This window comes from Nioella sediminis (assembly GCF_001879695.1).
GTDB classification, from domain to species: Bacteria; Pseudomonadota; Alphaproteobacteria; order Rhodobacterales; family Rhodobacteraceae; genus Nioella; species Nioella sediminis.
Map to the genome: position 1 here is coordinate 16,507 of NZ_MNBL01000120.1, position 15,220 is coordinate 31,726.

The following is a 15,220-nucleotide window of genomic DNA, read 5'->3' on the forward strand; positions in this document are numbered from 1 at the left end:
TGGACCCGGGAAAACCCCGGATCCAGCCGCTTTTTCCAACGTCCCGACACAAAAGGTCGGGCGCAGATTACTTGAGCTCGACTTCGGCGCCAGCTGCTTCCAGCTTGGCCTTGATGTCTTCGGCTTCGGCTTTGGAGACCTGCTCCTTGACGGCTTTGCCGCCAGCTTCGACCAGCTCTTTTGCTTCTTTGAGGCCCAGGCCGGTGATGCCGCGGACTTCTTTGATGACGTTGATCTTCTTGTCGCCAGCGGACTTCAGGATCACGTCAAACTCGGTCTGCTCTTCAGCAGCAGCAGCTTCGCCGCCGCCAGCAGGACCGGCCATCATCACAGCGCCGCCAGCGGCGGGCTCGATGCCATACTCGTCCTTGAGGATGGTTTTCAGTTCTTGGGCTTCCAGCAGGGTCAGGTTGACGATGCTTTCAGCAAGTGCTTTCAGATCAGCCATTTTTCAGGTTCCGTATCTAGGTATGTGTTCCAACGTCGAGAGCATTGCGCCCCTACGACGGGTCTCAGGTTGCTTACGCGGCTTCGGCCTTCTCTTCGATGGTCGAAAGGATGCTCGCGATGTTCGAAGCAGGTGCGCCAATGGCCCCGGCGATGTTCGAAGCAGGTGCCCCGATGCAGCCAACGATGGAGGCGATAAGCTCCTCGCGGGACGGCATGTCGGAGACGGCTTTGACACCGGCGCGGTCCAGAACAGTGTCCCCCATTGCGCCGCCAAGAATGACGAACTTGTCATTCTTCTTGGCATACTCCTCGGCCACCTTGGCTGCTGCCACGGGGTCCTCGGAGAAGGAGAGCACGGTCATGCCCGTCATCAGGTCAGCAATGCCTGCGCACGGCTTCCCATCGAGGGCGATCTTGGCGAGCCTGTTCTTGGCGACACGAACGGACCCACCCGCTTCACGCATTTGCGCGCGCAGGTCCTGCATCTCGGCAACCGTGAGGCCCTCGTAGTGGGACACTACGACGACGCCAGAGCTTTCGAAGATCTGGCCGAGTTCCTCGACCACTTTCTCTTTCTGGGCTCTATCCACAGTTTCACTCCAATTTGGGGGTCTCCCCCCGGCTCAAGTTTGGCTGGGTTTCCCCAACCTCTTCGGGTCCAAGTCAGGGTCCCGAGCCGTCAGATCGCCCGAAGGAAACCTTCGGAAATTCCTAGTCTCGCTTCCCATCTCAGGAAGGAATTATCAGGCTTTCGCCCAACCCTCCGTCTCGGACAGGACGAGGCCACCTTGGCGGCCCCGCCATTCACACCGGCGAACCGGTGCAAAATTCGTAGGGTGGGCAGTTCTGCCCACCTCCGGATCAGTTGCCGGTCGCGCTGTCGACGGACACGGACACGCCCGGGCCCATGGTCGAGCTGAGCGACACGCGCTTCATGTAGGCGCCCTTGGCACCGGTCGGCTTGGCTTTCGACACCGCGTCCACGAAGGCGCGGATGTTCTCGGCCAGTTGGTCGGCATTGAACGACACCTTGCCCACACCGGCATGCACGACACCGGCCTTCTCGGCGCGGAACTGGACCTGGCCGCCCTTGGCCGCTTTCACGGCTTCGGCAACATCCATGGTCACGGTCCCGATCTTGGGGTTCGGCATCAGGTTCCGGGGGCCGAGCACCTTACCCAGACGGCCGACGATCGGCATCATGTCCGGGGTGGCGATGCAGCGTTCGAACTCGATGGTGCCGCCCTGAACGGTTTCCATCAGATCCTCTGCGCCGACGATATCCGCGCCTGCGGCCAGGGCTTCTTCCGCCTTGGGGCCACGGGCGAAGACGGCGACGCGGACGGATTTTCCGGTGCCATTGGGCAGGGTGACCGTGCCGCGGACCATCTGGTCGGCGTGGCGCGGGTCGACGCCCAGGTTCATCGCGATCTCGATCGACTCGTCGAACTTGGCGTTGGCGTTGGCCTTGATCAGCGCAACGGCGTCCTCGACGGTGATATCTTCCTTGCCGGCGAAGGCTTCGCGGGCGGCGCGGGTACGTTTACCGAGCTTTGCCATGATTTACCCTTTCACCTCGATGCCCATCGAATTGGCCGAACCGACGATGATCTTCATCGCTGCTTCGACGTCATTCGCACTGAGATCCTTCATCTTGGCTTCCGCAATCTCGCGGACCTGCTTGACGGTCACGGTTGCGATCGTTTCACGGCCGGGATTCTCGGCGCCACGAGGACGGTTGCGCTTGCCGACGGGCTTCAGGCCGGCGGCCTTCTTGAGGTAATAAGACGCGGGGGGCGTCTTGATTTCCATCGTGAAGGACTTGTCCTGGTAGTAGCTGATCACGGTCGGACAGGGCGAACCCGGTTCCATTTCCTGCGTCTTGGCGTTGAACGCCTTGCAGAATTCCATGATGTTGATGCCGCGCTGACCGAGGGCCGGACCCACGGGCGGAGACGGGTTGGCTTGCCCCGCCTTGATCTGCAGCTTCATCTTGCCGATCAGTTTCTTGGCCATTTGGCCTCTCCTTCCATCATCGGCGGGGATCTTCCCGCCCTATGAAGACGCAACGCGTTGCGCCCTCGGTGGTTAGCGTGGTGCGGTCCGGACACGCGTGCCCTCGCCTCCCACGAATGATCACGTCAGGCTTGTTTGGTGACCTGCGTGAATTCCAGTTCGACCGGGGTTTCCCGGCCAAAGATCGACACCGTCACCTTCAGGCGCTGATTGGCGTCGTCCACTTCTTCGACCATGCCATCGAAATCCTCGAACGGGCCTTCGTTGACTTTGACCTTCTCACCAATCTCGTAAGTGATGGTCGAGCGCGGCTGCGCCTCGCCCTCTTCAACGCGGTTCAGGATCGCGTTCACTTCGGCGTCGCGCATCGGCATCGGGCGGCCTTGCGGGCCCAGGAAGCCGGTGACGCGCGGGATCGAGTTGATGGCGTGATAGGCGCGGTCGGTCATTTCCATGCGGACCAGCACGTAACCGGGCATGAAGCGGCGCGGCACGGTGACTTTCTTGCCACGGCGCACCTCGATCACGTCCTCTTCGGGAACCAGAACTTCCTCGATCTCGTCCTGAAGGCCGCCTTCTTCCACGGCAGTTCTGATCTGCTCGGCAATGCGCTTTTCGAAATTCGAAAGCACCGAGACCGAATACCACCGCTTCGCCATACCTGCCCGTTCCTCAAGCCCGGGGTCGTAGACCCCAAAATTTCCAAGTGTTCCCAATGCTTTACCCAAATCGGGCCGAACAAAAAACAGCGTGCATCACGAATCGACGCACGCCATTTCCGGGAAAGTGAGCCGTGACCTACCCCCCAAGTGACGGAAAATCAAGGGGTTCGGTCCGGGTTTCTTCTGGTCAGCCAGCCATCGTCAGGATCAGTTCCAGACCCCACCGGATCAGGATGTCCACGAAGGAAAAGAAAATCGCACCGACAATAGCCAGGGCAAAGACCATCAGAGTGGTCACAAGCACCTCGCGCCGCGTCGGCCATACGACCTTGGAGACCTCCGAACGGGTCTGTTGCAGGAACTGAAGCGGGTTGGTGGCCATGGAATCTTTATCCGGATGAGTGCGTCTGACCGGGGGTATATACGCAAGGGGGACCGGCGGCGCAAGGCGGGCAAGCGGGGCAAAATGGCCTGTCGCCATGCGTGCACCCCCCGTACACCCCCTGTACACCCCCCGTGCATACGAAAAGGCAGTTTCGCTGCCTGCCGGCGTCGACCCGGGAGCGGCCCTCCTCAACCCCCGGCTGACGCCGGAGGCCTCGTCGGTCCGCGTTGCCACGGAGGCGTGGTGAGGGAGGAGCACGATGGGTGCGGGCGGTCCAGTGGCGCGGGAGGGATGCCTCCGGCGGAGGTATTTGGGGCCAAGATGAAAGCGGGCGTTCGGTACCTGACCAGAGAGATACGTGTCACCCCAGGCGCCATCCGGTCACGCCACGTCCCGCGCGATCTGGAAGAGGGCGTCGCCCCGCTCCACCCGGCCCAGAGCGCGCATGGCGAGGATTATCCCATCATAGCCCGAGACGATCTCGGTCGGGGCGCGTTTTGGGTCGTCCGGGTGGTGAATCCTGGCAAGGACTGTCCCGACGTCAAGCTCGGCGCCGATTTCCAGCAGGGGTTCGAACACGCCGCGTTCATAGGCATGGACCAGGCCCTGAATATGCAGCTCTCGCGTGCCGCGCGGCGCGTCCGGTTCATATCCCGGCAGCATCCCGACCGCGTGCAGAACACGTTTCAGCCCGCGCTCGGCCAGCGCCAGGATCTCGGGCGTGACCGCACCGCCGCCGCCAAGCTCCGCGTTCACGGTCACGACCCCCTTGCGCGCGGCCGCCCCCATCGTGGTGCGCGCGGTGCTGTTCGGCCCGCCTCCGCCGGTGAAGACCCAGGCGTAAGGCAGATCGAAGGCGGTCTGGAGCTTGCGCAGAGTTGCGGCTTCTTCCTCGGTCCAGCCGGGACAACGCATGAAGGTCGGCGGATAGAAGAGAGACGCGCCGCCGGAATGCAGGTCGATGGCATAATCGGCCAGCGGCATCAGCACCTCTTCGACGTAATGCGCGATCAACTGGGTCGGGGTGCCGCGCGGATCGGCGGGGAAGGCGCGGTTGAGGTTGCCCTCATCCACCGGGGAGCAGCGCAGGCCCGCGTCGGCGGCGGGGAAGTTCAGCATTGGCAGGCAGATGATGCGGCCGGTGATGTCCTCTGGCCGCAGGGTCTTGGCCAGCCGGTCAATCGCGATCTGGCCTTCATATTCATCGCCATGGGTGCCGCCCATCAGCACCATGGTCGGACCCTCGCCGTTTTTCAGCACCGTGACCGGGACCGGAATGAAGCCGTAGGCGCTGCGGGTGACGGAATGGGGCACGCGGAGATAGCCGGTCTGGCGGCCCTCGGCCTCGTAGTCCACCTCGGACGTGATCAGCGTTTCGGTCATCTCGGGCCTCCTTCGGTCAGCCCCAGTCCATCACAACCTTTCCGGCCTGACCAGAGAGCATCGCGGCGAAGCCGTCCTCGAAATCATCGATCCCGATCCGGTGCGTGATCAGCCCGGTCAGATCGAGCCCCGACTGCACCAGCGCGATCATCTTGTACCAGGTTTCATACATCTCGCGCCCGTAGATGCCTTTCACGGTCAGCATCTTGAAGATGATCTCGTTCCAGTCGACGGCGAACTCCGTTGGCGCGATGCCCAGAAGGGCGATCTTGCCGCCGTTGTTCATGCGGTGGATCATCTGGCGCATGGCCGCAGCGGCGCCGGACATCTCAAGGCCCACGTCGAAGCCCTCGGTCATGCCGATCCGGTCCATCACGTCCTTGAGCTGTTCGGAGGAGACATCGACGACCGTCTGTACGCCAAGCCTGCGGGCAAGGTCGAGCCGGTAGGGGGCGATGTCGGTCAGGACGACCTTGCGTGCGCCCACCTTCTGGGCCACGAGCGCGCCCATGATGCCGATGGGGCCGGCGCCGGTGACCAGCACATCCTCGCCCACCAGGTCGAAGCTGAGCGCCGTGTGCACCGCGTTGCCGAACGGGTCGAAGATCGCTGCGATTTCGTCGGGGATGTCATCGGGGATCGGCACCACGTTCGATTCCGGGATGCAGAGATATTCGGCGAAACTGCCGGGGCGGTGCACGCCCACCCCCTTGGTGTTGCGGCAGAGATGCCCCCGGCCCGCGCGGCAATTGCGGCAGGTGCCGCAGGTGATGTGGCCTTCGCCCGAGACGCGCTGGCCGATTTGGTATTTCGTGGCGGCCTTGCCCATGTCGACGATTTCGCCGCAGAATTCATGGCCCACGACCATGGGGACGGGAACGGTCTTGGCGCTGAACTCGTCCCATTTCCAGATATGCACGTCGGTGCCGCAGATGGCCGACTTGCGGACCTTGATCAGCACGTCCTGCGGCCCCGGTTCGGGGACCGGGACGCGTTTCATCCACAGGCCCGGTTCGGGGCGTGCCTTGACCAGTGCCTTCATGTCGTTGCGCATGTCAGATCACCCCCATGTCGCGGCCAACGGCGATGAAGGCGTCGATGGCGGTGTCGAGCTCCGCGCGGCTGTGGGCGGCGCTCATCTGCGTGCGGATGCGGTCCTGCCCCTTCGGCACCACGGGGAAGCTGAAGGGGGCGACGTAAACCCCTTTGGCATCGAGCCGCGCGGCCATGTCCTGCGCCAGTTTCGGGTCGCGCAGCATGACGGGGATGATCGGGTGTTCGCCGGGCAGAAGGTCAAAGCCCGCCGCCCCCATCCGGTCGCGGAAATGGGCGGCGTTTTCCATCAAACGGTCGCGGCGGTCCGTGGACGCTTCCAGTATGTCGAGCACCTTGAGCGAGGTGGCAGCGATGACGGGGGCGAGCGTGTTGGAGAAGAGATAGGGGCGCGAGCGCTGGCGCAGCCACTCCACCACCTCTTTCCGCCCGCTGGTATAGCCGCCCGAGGCGCCGCCAAGCGCTTTGCCAAGCGTGCCGGTCAGGATGTCGACCCGGTCGGCGACGCCACAATGTTCCGGCGTGCCGCGCCCTGTTTCGCCGATGAACCCCACGGCGTGGCTGTCATCGACCATGACCATGGCGCCGTATTTGTCGGCGAGGTCGCAGATCTCGGGCAGCTTCGCGATATAGCCGTCCATGGAAAAGACGCCGTCCGTCGCGATCAACTTGAACCGCGCGCCGTCTGCGGCCTGCAACTGCGCCTCAAGATCGGCCATGTCGGAATTGGCGTAGCGGAAACGCTTGGCCTTGCACAGGCGCACCCCGTCGATGATTGAGGCATGGTTGAGCGCGTCGGAAATGATCGCGTCCTCGGGGCCAAGCAGCGTTTCAAAGAGCCCCGCATTGGCGTCAAAGCACGACGAATAGAGGATCGTATCCTCGTGCCCCAGGAAGCGCGACAGCCGCGCCTCCAGCTCCTTGTGTTCCTCCTGCGTGCCGCAGATGAAGCGCACCGAGGACATGCCGTAGCCGTAGCGGTCGAGCGCATCGTGGCCCGCCGCCACCAGATCGGGATGATCGGACAGGCCGAGATAATTATTGGCGCAGAGGTTGATGACCTCGCGGCCAGAGGCCAGCCCCACGGTGCCCGCCTGCGGCGTGGTGATGACGCGTTCGGTCTTGAAAAGCCCGGCCTCACGAAGGCCGTCCAGCTCTTGCGAAAGATGGGCGATGAAAGCCTTGGTCATGCGCTGTTCCCTTTGCCAAGTTGCGGCGACTGTCCTGCGGATGCACAGGGCTTGTCACGCCCTGCCCGCGTCATGCAACAGCCTGTCCGCGACGATCAGCCGGTTTGGCGCAGGCGGGCCAGCAATTCGTCGGTGGCGACGCCGGTTTCCGGCAAACCTTGCGCGCGTTCATAGGCGCGGATCGCGCTTCGGCTGGCGGGGCCGATCACCCCGTCGCTGCCGCCGGTGTCAAAGCCTTGGGCGGTCAGCCGCTCCTGCAGTTCGATCCGGCCAGCACGGGTCAGGCCGTTTTCGTCGGGCGGGTAGCTGCCGCGAATGGGCGGGCCACCAACCAGCCGGTCGGACAGGTGACCGATGCCGATGACGTAGTTATTGGCCGGGTTATAGCGCCGGATCGCGGTGAAGTTGCGGAAGATCATCAGCGCAGGGCCGTTGATGCCCATCTGCAAGAGGATCGCCGCCTCGCCATGGTCGGGCACGCGGTTTCCGTCCATGTCGCGCACGCCCATTCCCATCCACGAGGCGACGGAGCGGGTGCGCGTCCGCCCGGCGAGGCTCTCGTCGAACCCCTCGGGCAGTTGCACCTCGACGGCCCATGGCTGGCCGTGCTGCCAGCCATGCCGGGCCAGATAATTGGCCGTGGTCGCCAGCGCATCGGTCGGATCATCGTCCCAGCACCCGCGCCGCCCGTCGCCGTCGAAATCGACGCCGTAATCCTCCAGCACTTCCGGCATGATCTGTGTGTGCCCCATGGCACCGGCCCAGGACCCGCGCATCTGCGCCACGGTCGTATCGCCCCGATCCAAAGCGCGCAGCGCCGACATCAGCTGGCTGCCAAAGAACCGCCCGCGCCGCCCGTCGAAGGTCAGCGTCGCCAAAGCCGCGATGACGGGTGCGTCACCCTCTCGCGTGCCGTAAAAGCTTTCCATCCCCCAGACCGCGCACATGACGTGTTTCTCGACCCCGAAACGGTCTTCGATCGCCTGCAACACACGGTCATGCTGACGCAGCTTGGCGCGCCCCATGCTGATCCGCTCCTCCGAGGCGGCGATGGCGAGGTAATCCTCCATCGTGCGGTTGAACTCCGCCTGGTTGCGGTCGCGCTCGATCACCAGCGGCACATAGCCCACGCCGCGAAAGGCGCGGGTGACGGTGGCCTCAGAAATCCCGTTCTCCACCGCCCGTACACGAAACCCGGCCAACCATTGATCAAAATCAGCATTCGGCACGCTGCGCCATTCATCGCGGCTGACCAACCCCGCGCCGCCGGTCACGCATCCGGTCAACAGCAGGGCAGGCAGTCCGAGGGAAACGGCGCGGCGGGAAATCTGGAAAGGCATGAACGCGGCTCCAATGAAACGGGTTCCACCAGCCTGCCCGCTCTGGTCCTCAGGCGCAACTGCCGCCTGCGCCTTGGACCGCATGCAGGCAAGCTCCTGCTTTCATCTTGGCCCAAATACCTCGGGGGAGTCGCCTGCAAGGCGACGGGGGCAGCGCCCCCTGAACGCTCTTGCAAGAGCGTTCGTCGCGGCCCGGCACGGGCCGCGCGGATCGACGTGCCGAAGGCACGGCGAAACCCCGATCCGTATCAGAGATCCAGCTCGATCACACCGCCCGGCTCGGCCGCCCGGCTCTGACAGGTGATCATCGCCCCGGCCCGCTGCGCCTTGGACAGCACGAAATCCCGGTGCTCGACCTGCCCCGACAGAACCCCGCATTTGCAGACCCCGCAGATCCCGTCATCGCATTTCAGATCCACCGGAATGCCAGCCGCCTGCAAAACCTGCGCTGCTGTCTGGTCCTCTGCAACGGACAGCTCCCGCCCGTCCTTCAGACGCAGAACGAAGGGATGGTTTTCATATTCCGGCTGCTCGGGGACCGAGAAATACTCCAGGTGCCGCGCCTCCTCGGGGAAGCCCGCGTTTTTAGCCGTCTCCGTCACCGCGCTCATGTAGCGATCCGGCCCGCAGGTATAGACATGCCAGCCGGGCCGGTAACCCGCCATCAGCGCATCCAGATCGGCGCGGCTGCCCTCGTCGGAAAAATGCAGATGCACCCGGTCGGCCCAGGGCATCGCCGCCAGATCATCCAGATAACCCGCCGCGCTCCGCGACGAACAGGAATAGTGCAGCGCGAAATCCCGGCCCTGGCGGTGCAGCTCATGTGCAAAGGCGATCATCGGGGTGATGCCGATCCCGCCGCCCATCAGAAGCGTTCGGGTCGCGCCCATATCCAGTTCGAAATGGTTGATGGGTTTCGAGATGAAGATCTTGCGCCCCGGCGTGAAGATCCGGTGCATGAGCTTCGATCCACCGCGCCCCGCATCCTCGCGCAGAACCCCGATCTGATAGACCGACCGGTCCGCAGGGTCGCCAGACATGGAGTATTGCCGCAAAAACTCCGGTGCCACGACGATGTCGAGATGCGCACCCGCCGTCCATTCGGGCAGATCGCCACCGTCCAGCGCGCGGAATTCGTACTTGGTCACGTCGGGCGTCATCTTTTCGGCCTTCGTGACCTCCACCCGGATCACGGGCGCGTCGCCGGGAACGGCGTATTCGTGCAGGTGGTCCGTCTCTCCCTGTTGCAGCCGCAGCTTGTATTCCTGCGCGGTCACCATCGCCTGATAGGCCTCGATCCCCTTTTCCCGGTCCATGGGGAACGGGTAGGGCCAGGGGTGTGGGGCCAGCGGCGCGGGGTAGACGGCGAGCGTCTGGTCCTCGTATTTCAGGTCCAGGTCTTTCTGAAGATCGCGCCGATTGAGCGGGTGCTGCGAGGGGCGATACGCGCCGTCCTCCTCCAGCTCGATATCCCACCACCATTTCTTGACGTCGTTCAGCCCGCCATTGCCTGCGGCATCATCCAGCCGGGCCAGCAGCGGCGCAGTCCTGGGCATATTCATCGCGGCCCATCGGAAGGGTTTTTCGGGAAACAGCCCCTCAAGGTTCCACGGGCAGGTTTTCATGCAGCGCCCGCACATCGCGCCGCCCTTGGTGGTGATCCGGTAGGTTGCGCATTTCTGGCTGTCGGATTTCCAGATCTCGTAGCCATTGAACATCAGCTTCGGCCCGGCGGTGATCGCACCGGAGGGGCATTCGCGCGCGCATTTGTTGCAGCTCTCGCAGAACCGTTGCAGGCCGAAATCAATCGGCCTGTCATGGGCCAGCGGCATGTCGGTCGTGACCACACCCGATTTCAGGCGCGGACCGAGATAGGGGTTTAGGATGACCTCACCGATGCGACTGACCTCCCCCAGTCCCGACAGCAACAGAAGGGGCGGTTGCAGCACCTCGCCATCCATCACCGAATGGGCCTTGGCCTTGTAGCCGAGGTTGCGGATCTGTTGCGCGATGACACCGCCGAGCAGCGAAAACCGCAGATAGGCCCGCATGGATTGGGCGACGGAAATCCAGTCGTCGCCGGACGCGCCTTCCATCGTTTCATAGCCCTGGTCGATGATCATGCTGATCGCCTGATCGTGGGGCGGGTCGATGGGGTCGCCTAACGCGTCATGGGAATACCACGCCCAATCCGGGCAGCGCGACAGGCCAACGGCATCGACGCCCAGAAAATAGCTCGCCGCCTTGATATTCGCGGCATTGCGCGCGGTATCGGTCGGGCGGGGGCCATCCGGGTTCGGCACGCCATCCTGAAGCAGCACGAAGGCCCCAAGCGCGCGACGTTGCGCGGTCGAGGGGGCGGATTTGCGCACGTAGTGACCGCCCTTGGCACCATCTTGCAGCGCCTTTCCCATGTCGCCGAATTGGGCGCGGGCGAACATATCGGTGCGTTTGGGAACGCGGGCCACGCGGGCCTCGTCGATATAGGTCGTGGGGGTGTCAACCCGTTTGAGCTTTTCGAACGGGTGCCCGCCATCGACGAAGCGGCGCTTGTGATAGGGGTTGCGGTTGAGCGCGGAGCGCTGCACACCCTTGCCAAGCCGCCATGCCGCGCCACCTGTGCCCGGCCTGTCGGCCAACGGGCGGTCACAGGCCAAATCCATTTGGCAGGTCACCACGGCGACACCGAACCGCTTGCCGATGAAGGGGGCGGTCAGCACATTGCCCTCCACCCGCGCCAGCCCCGCCGCCACGGTCAGCTTGTTGAGGTCCACATCGCTGGCTGCACCCGAATGCGATTTGGCCGCGAACCCCAGAAGCCGCAGGTAGTTCGCAATGACACTGGCGGTTTCATTGGCGCGCAGACAGGCCCGCGCCTCCAGCGCGTCGTCCAGCCAATCGCAACCCTCTTCGCCCGCCTCCGGCGCGCGCGGGTTTTCGTAGAGATAGACGATGGCGTGCGTGTGCCCATGAATCGTTGTGGGCGGGGCCTCCATACTGTCTTTCAGATCGGCCATGATCATGTCGATGCCAGAGGCCAGCGTTTTGGTCTGGCGGGTTTTCAGGTCATGGGCCAGCCGGTCGATATCCGGGTTGCGGATCGGGTCAGCAAGCAGGGCGGTTTCCGGCAGGCGGCAAATCCCCACCATCGCGGCGTCGTTGAAATAGCCAAAGGCCTTGAGGTGATTGGCCCGCTCCGTTGGATCGGCAGGGATGTCAGAGGGCACGGGGTTCACCAACCCGTCACGGATCGCGTCCAGCATGGCCTGGTATTCGCGCATCGCGTTCACGATGCTTTCGGGGGAATCGGGGCGCATGAAACTCACTGGGCGCATGGCCGGGACCGCCGATAGATCCGCCTCGTCCCTGCGCAACAACCGCTCCAGCGGGAAAGGCCCCAGATGGACGGGTCGGTTGCGATCAGAGAAGATGCGGGTCATTGGCGGCCCCGGTGTCCCGTGAGTTGAGACCCCTTGCTTAGCCGATGCCGGACCGCCTAATCTGTCACCCGTATGAATGACAGCCCGACCACCTCGCCCCTGCCCCGCGATCCCGTCGCCGCACTTGTGGCCACTGTGCCAACCGATGGGTTCGGGGCGGCACTGCTGGCCCATATCCGCACCCAGGCCGAGATCGCCAATTTCGGGGCCTTCCTTGTGCCAGACCTGAGCAATCCGCAGCCGGTCCTGTCGGTCTGGTCGGGGCAGATGAGCGACTATTGGTTCAACGTGAACGCGCGGCGCATCACCTCGCACGACACGCTGCGCCGCGACTTCGTCGAGCGTATCCGCCGCGCCCCACCGGGCGGGCTGGTCATCGACAGATGGCACCCGCCCGCCGATGACCCCCGCGCGCCGATCTACGCCCGTGATCGGGTGATCGAGCGGGTCTCGGTCGCCTCTCGCACGGGGCGGGGCGGGTTCGTGTCGTTCTATCTGCGGGGCGAGCAATCGGGCTGGTTGACCGCCACGGACATGGACCGGCTGCACACGGTCCTGCCGCTGGCCCATGAATTGATCGGGCTCAGGCATCGGCTGATCGGCACATCTGACAGCACGGCCTCGGGGCTGCGGGACAGGGCTGTGGACCCGTTTACGGCCCTAAGCACGCGAGAGGCAGAGGTTTGCGACCACGCCGCACGCGGGGTTTCGGTGGCGGGAACCGCCGTGGCGCTTGGCGTGTCCGAGAACTCGGTTCGGACCCTGCGCAAGCGGGCCTGGCGCAAGCTTGGGATCGGATCTGCAACGCAGTTGACCGCACTGGTTCTGGCCAACCGGAGCTAAGCCCCTTTCCGCCCCGTCCGTTTCGTGGAAACATCGGGCCAAACAGCGGAGAGAGAGAGTGATGAGACTGGAAGGCAAGACCGCCATCGTGACCGGCGCGGGATCAGGCTTTGGCGCGGGGATCGCGCGGCGTTTCGCGGCGGAGGGTGCGAAGGTGATGGTCGTGGACCTGAATGGCGACGCGGCAGAATCCGTCGCGGCGGAGATTGGTGGCATCGCGCAGATCACCGATGTCTCCAGCTCCGAGAGCGTCAGGGAAATGGCGCGCGCCGCGCTGGATGCCTGGGGCCGCATCGACATTCTGGTCAACAATGCCGGCATCACCCATTTGCCGAAACCGCTGGAAACGGTGACGGAGGAGGAGTTCGACCGCGTGCTGGCAGTGAATGCCAAATCGGTCTACCTGACGGCGCGGGAAATCGTGCCGCATATGAAGGATGCGGGCGCCGGGGCCATCGTGAACATCGCCTCGACCGCCGGAGTCAGCCCGCGCCCGAACCTCAACTGGTACAATGCCTCCAAGGGCTGGATGATCACCGCGACCAAGGCAATGGCGGTGGAACTGGCCCCCTTTGGTATCCGGGTGAACGCGGTCAATCCGGTGGCGGGGGAAACGCCGCTTCTGAAAAGCTTCATGGGGGAGGACACGCCGGAGATACGGGCCAAGTTCATCTCGACCATTCCAATCGGCCGGTTCTCGACGCCCGAGGACATCGCCAACGCGACGCTCTATTTCGCCTCGGATGAGGCCAGCATGGTGACCGGCGTCGCGATGGAAGTGGATGGGGGGCGTTGCATCTGATGCGCCCAGGCCCCCTGAACCTGATCACCGATGTGCCCGGCCTGCGGGTGGGCAATGCCGAGGATCACCGGGTGAAGACCGGCGCGACCGTGCTGCTGGCCGACCGGCCCTTCACCGCCGCCGTGCATGTGATGGGCGGCGCGCCCGGCACGCGGGAAACCGACCTGCTGGCCCCCGACAAGACGGTGCAGGAGGTCGATGCGCTGGTTCTGTCGGGCGGCTCGGCCTTCGGGCTGGATGCGGCGTCGGGCGCGGCGGATTGGCTGCGGGGTCAGGGACGCGGGTTTGCCGTGGGCGATCAGCTTGTGCCGATTGTGCCGGGGGCCATCGTGTTCGACCTGATCAACGGGGGCGACAAGGATTGGCGCGAGAACCCCTACAAACGGCTCGGGGCCGAGGCGGCGGAGGCTGCCGGAGAGACATTCTCTCTTGGCACCGCCGGGGCCGGGACGGGGGCGATCATTGCGGACCTGAAGGGCGGGCTTGGGTCGGCTTCCGTCGTTCTGCCCTCGGGCCATACGGTCGGGGCGCTCGTGGTGGTGAATGCGCTCGGTCAGGTGACCGTCGGAGACAGCGGGCATTTCTGGGCCGCGCCTTACGAGATGAGGGAAGAGTACGGCGGGCGCGGAACTGCCCCCGGCTTTGACGCCAGCCAAGCCCCGCGCCACAAGGGCGGACCGGGGCAGGCCACGACGATTGCCATCGTTGCCACCGACGCCGCGCTAACACAGGCGCAGGCCACCCGCATGGCAACCGCCGCCCATGATGGCATGGCGAGGGCGATCTATCCCAGCCACACGCCGATGGACGGGGATCTCGTCTTTGCCGCTGCAACGGGGGAAAGGCCGCTCGCTGACCCGGTCTGGGACGCCTTGCATCTGGGACATGCAGCTGCGTTGTGCCTGTCGCGCGCCATTGCCCGAGGCGTCTATGAAGCGACCCCCGCAGCTGGCGACCCGCTGCCGACGTGGCAGTTGACGTTTGACTGAGACTTGGTGAATCCGGTGCGGCGCGCTAAGCTGCGCGCATTGTATTGATCACGGAGATTTCACATGCGACTGACAGCAATCGCAGCCGCCGTAACACTGGCCGTATCCCCCCTGCCCGCCCTCGCGGACTCGCACGAGGATGAGGTCATGGCCACGCTGCAATCCGCCATGGACGCTTATGGTGCCGGCGACATCCAATATGCACTGGAGGAACTGGCCTATGCACAGCAACTGCTGAACGGGCTGGTCGCCGAAGGGTTGCAGGGCTTCCTGCCTGCGGCGCTCGATGGCTGGACGATGACCATTGACGAGGATGCGGCCCAGGGCATGGGCTTTATCGGCGGTGGCACCATTGCGCGTGGCGAATATTGCGGGCCGGGGGCTTGCTTTACGATCACTCTGATGGCGGACAATCCGATGGTCACCTCTATGGGTGCGATGCTGGGGAACGCCCAGATGATGGCCGCCATGGGGCCGATCGTGCGGATCAACCGGCAGAGCTTCCTCAACCAGGATGGGGATCTGTCGGCGCTGATCGGCAACCGGATCCTTGTGCAGGCCGAGGATGGCGACGAGGACGTGATGGTCCAGCACCTTGAACAGATGGACTTCCGCGAGATGATGATGTTCGGGATGTAATCCCGAACCGTGGCACGACCCGGCGGGT

Annotated in this window: 15 protein-coding genes; 4 read left to right on the forward strand and 11 right to left on the reverse strand. The window is 64.3% G+C overall.

The features are described 5' to 3' along the window. Positions 1-67: 67 nt before the first annotated feature. From rplL to BKY26_RS15110, 11 genes are all read right to left on the reverse strand, one after another. Positions 68-448, reverse strand: a complete 381-nt coding sequence (rplL, locus tag BKY26_RS15060; protein WP_071691215.1) for a 50S ribosomal protein L7/L12 — start codon at positions 446-448, stop codon at positions 68-70. 73 nt (positions 449-521) lie between these two features. Continuing rightward, positions 522-1,040 carry a 50S ribosomal protein L10 gene (rplJ, locus tag BKY26_RS15065; RefSeq protein WP_071691216.1) on the reverse strand — a complete coding sequence of 173 codons (519 nt, stop codon included), beginning with the start codon at positions 1,038-1,040 and terminating at the stop codon, positions 522-524. Between the two features lie 271 nt (positions 1,041-1,311). Further along, on the reverse strand, positions 1,312-2,010 hold the full coding sequence (gene rplA, locus BKY26_RS15070) for a 50S ribosomal protein L1 (RefSeq protein WP_071691217.1): 699 nt from the start codon (positions 2,008-2,010) through the stop codon (positions 1,312-1,314). Between the two features lie 3 nt (positions 2,011-2,013). Next, on the reverse strand, positions 2,014-2,466 hold the full coding sequence (gene rplK, locus BKY26_RS15075) for a 50S ribosomal protein L11 (RefSeq protein WP_071691218.1): 453 nt from the start codon (positions 2,464-2,466) through the stop codon (positions 2,014-2,016). A 125-nt stretch (positions 2,467-2,591) separates the two neighbouring features. After that, a complete protein-coding gene (gene nusG, locus BKY26_RS15080) occupies positions 2,592-3,125 on the reverse strand; it encodes a transcription termination/antitermination protein NusG (RefSeq protein WP_071691219.1) in 534 nt (177 codons plus the stop codon). Positions 3,126-3,315: 190 nt separating this feature from the next. After that, positions 3,316-3,510, reverse strand: coding sequence for a preprotein translocase subunit SecE (gene secE / locus BKY26_RS15085; protein ID WP_071691220.1), 195 nt, complete (start codon positions 3,508-3,510; stop codon positions 3,316-3,318). A 384-nt stretch (positions 3,511-3,894) separates the two neighbouring features. Then, positions 3,895-4,896: a succinylglutamate desuccinylase/aspartoacylase family protein gene (locus tag BKY26_RS15090; protein WP_071691221.1), complete on the reverse strand. Its 1,002-nt coding sequence runs from the start codon at positions 4,894-4,896 to the stop codon at positions 3,895-3,897. 16 nt (positions 4,897-4,912) lie between these two features. Then, positions 4,913-5,938 carry an L-threonine 3-dehydrogenase gene (gene tdh, locus BKY26_RS15095; protein WP_211268001.1) on the reverse strand — a complete coding sequence of 342 codons (1,026 nt, stop codon included), beginning with the start codon at positions 5,936-5,938 and terminating at the stop codon, positions 4,913-4,915. A 13-nt stretch (positions 5,939-5,951) separates the two neighbouring features. Beyond that, on the reverse strand, positions 5,952-7,139 hold the full coding sequence (locus BKY26_RS15100; protein ID WP_071691223.1) for a glycine C-acetyltransferase: 1,188 nt from the start codon (positions 7,137-7,139) through the stop codon (positions 5,952-5,954). A gap of 95 nt (positions 7,140-7,234) precedes the next feature. After that, complete coding sequence (locus BKY26_RS15105) at positions 7,235-8,479, reverse strand: lytic murein transglycosylase (RefSeq protein WP_071691229.1); 1,245 nt, start codon at positions 8,477-8,479, stop codon at positions 7,235-7,237. Positions 8,480-8,727: 248 nt separating this feature from the next. Continuing rightward, entirely contained in the window at positions 8,728-11,919 is a 3,192-nt protein-coding gene (locus BKY26_RS15110) for a reductive dehalogenase (RefSeq protein WP_071691224.1), read from the reverse strand. 72 nt (positions 11,920-11,991) lie between these two features. Here BKY26_RS15110 and BKY26_RS15115 point away from each other — a divergent pair, with 72 nt between their 5' ends. From BKY26_RS15115 to BKY26_RS15130, 4 genes are all read left to right on the forward strand, one after another. Continuing rightward, the gene (locus tag BKY26_RS15115; protein WP_071691225.1) at positions 11,992-12,762 is read left to right on the forward strand and encodes a helix-turn-helix transcriptional regulator; all 771 of its coding nucleotides are present in this window, start codon (positions 11,992-11,994) and stop codon (positions 12,760-12,762) included. 61 nt (positions 12,763-12,823) lie between these two features. Next, the gene (locus BKY26_RS15120; protein WP_071691226.1) at positions 12,824-13,564 is read left to right on the forward strand and encodes an SDR family oxidoreductase; all 741 of its coding nucleotides are present in this window, start codon (positions 12,824-12,826) and stop codon (positions 13,562-13,564) included. Continuing rightward, complete coding sequence (locus BKY26_RS15125) at positions 13,564-14,553, forward strand: P1 family peptidase (protein ID WP_071691227.1); 990 nt, start codon at positions 13,564-13,566, stop codon at positions 14,551-14,553. The genes BKY26_RS15120 and BKY26_RS15125 overlap by 1 nt, the downstream gene beginning before the upstream one ends. Before the next feature lie 63 nt (positions 14,554-14,616). Next, positions 14,617-15,192, forward strand: coding sequence for a hypothetical protein (locus tag BKY26_RS15130; RefSeq protein WP_071691228.1), 576 nt, complete (start codon positions 14,617-14,619; stop codon positions 15,190-15,192). Positions 15,193-15,220: the final 28 nt, after the last annotated feature.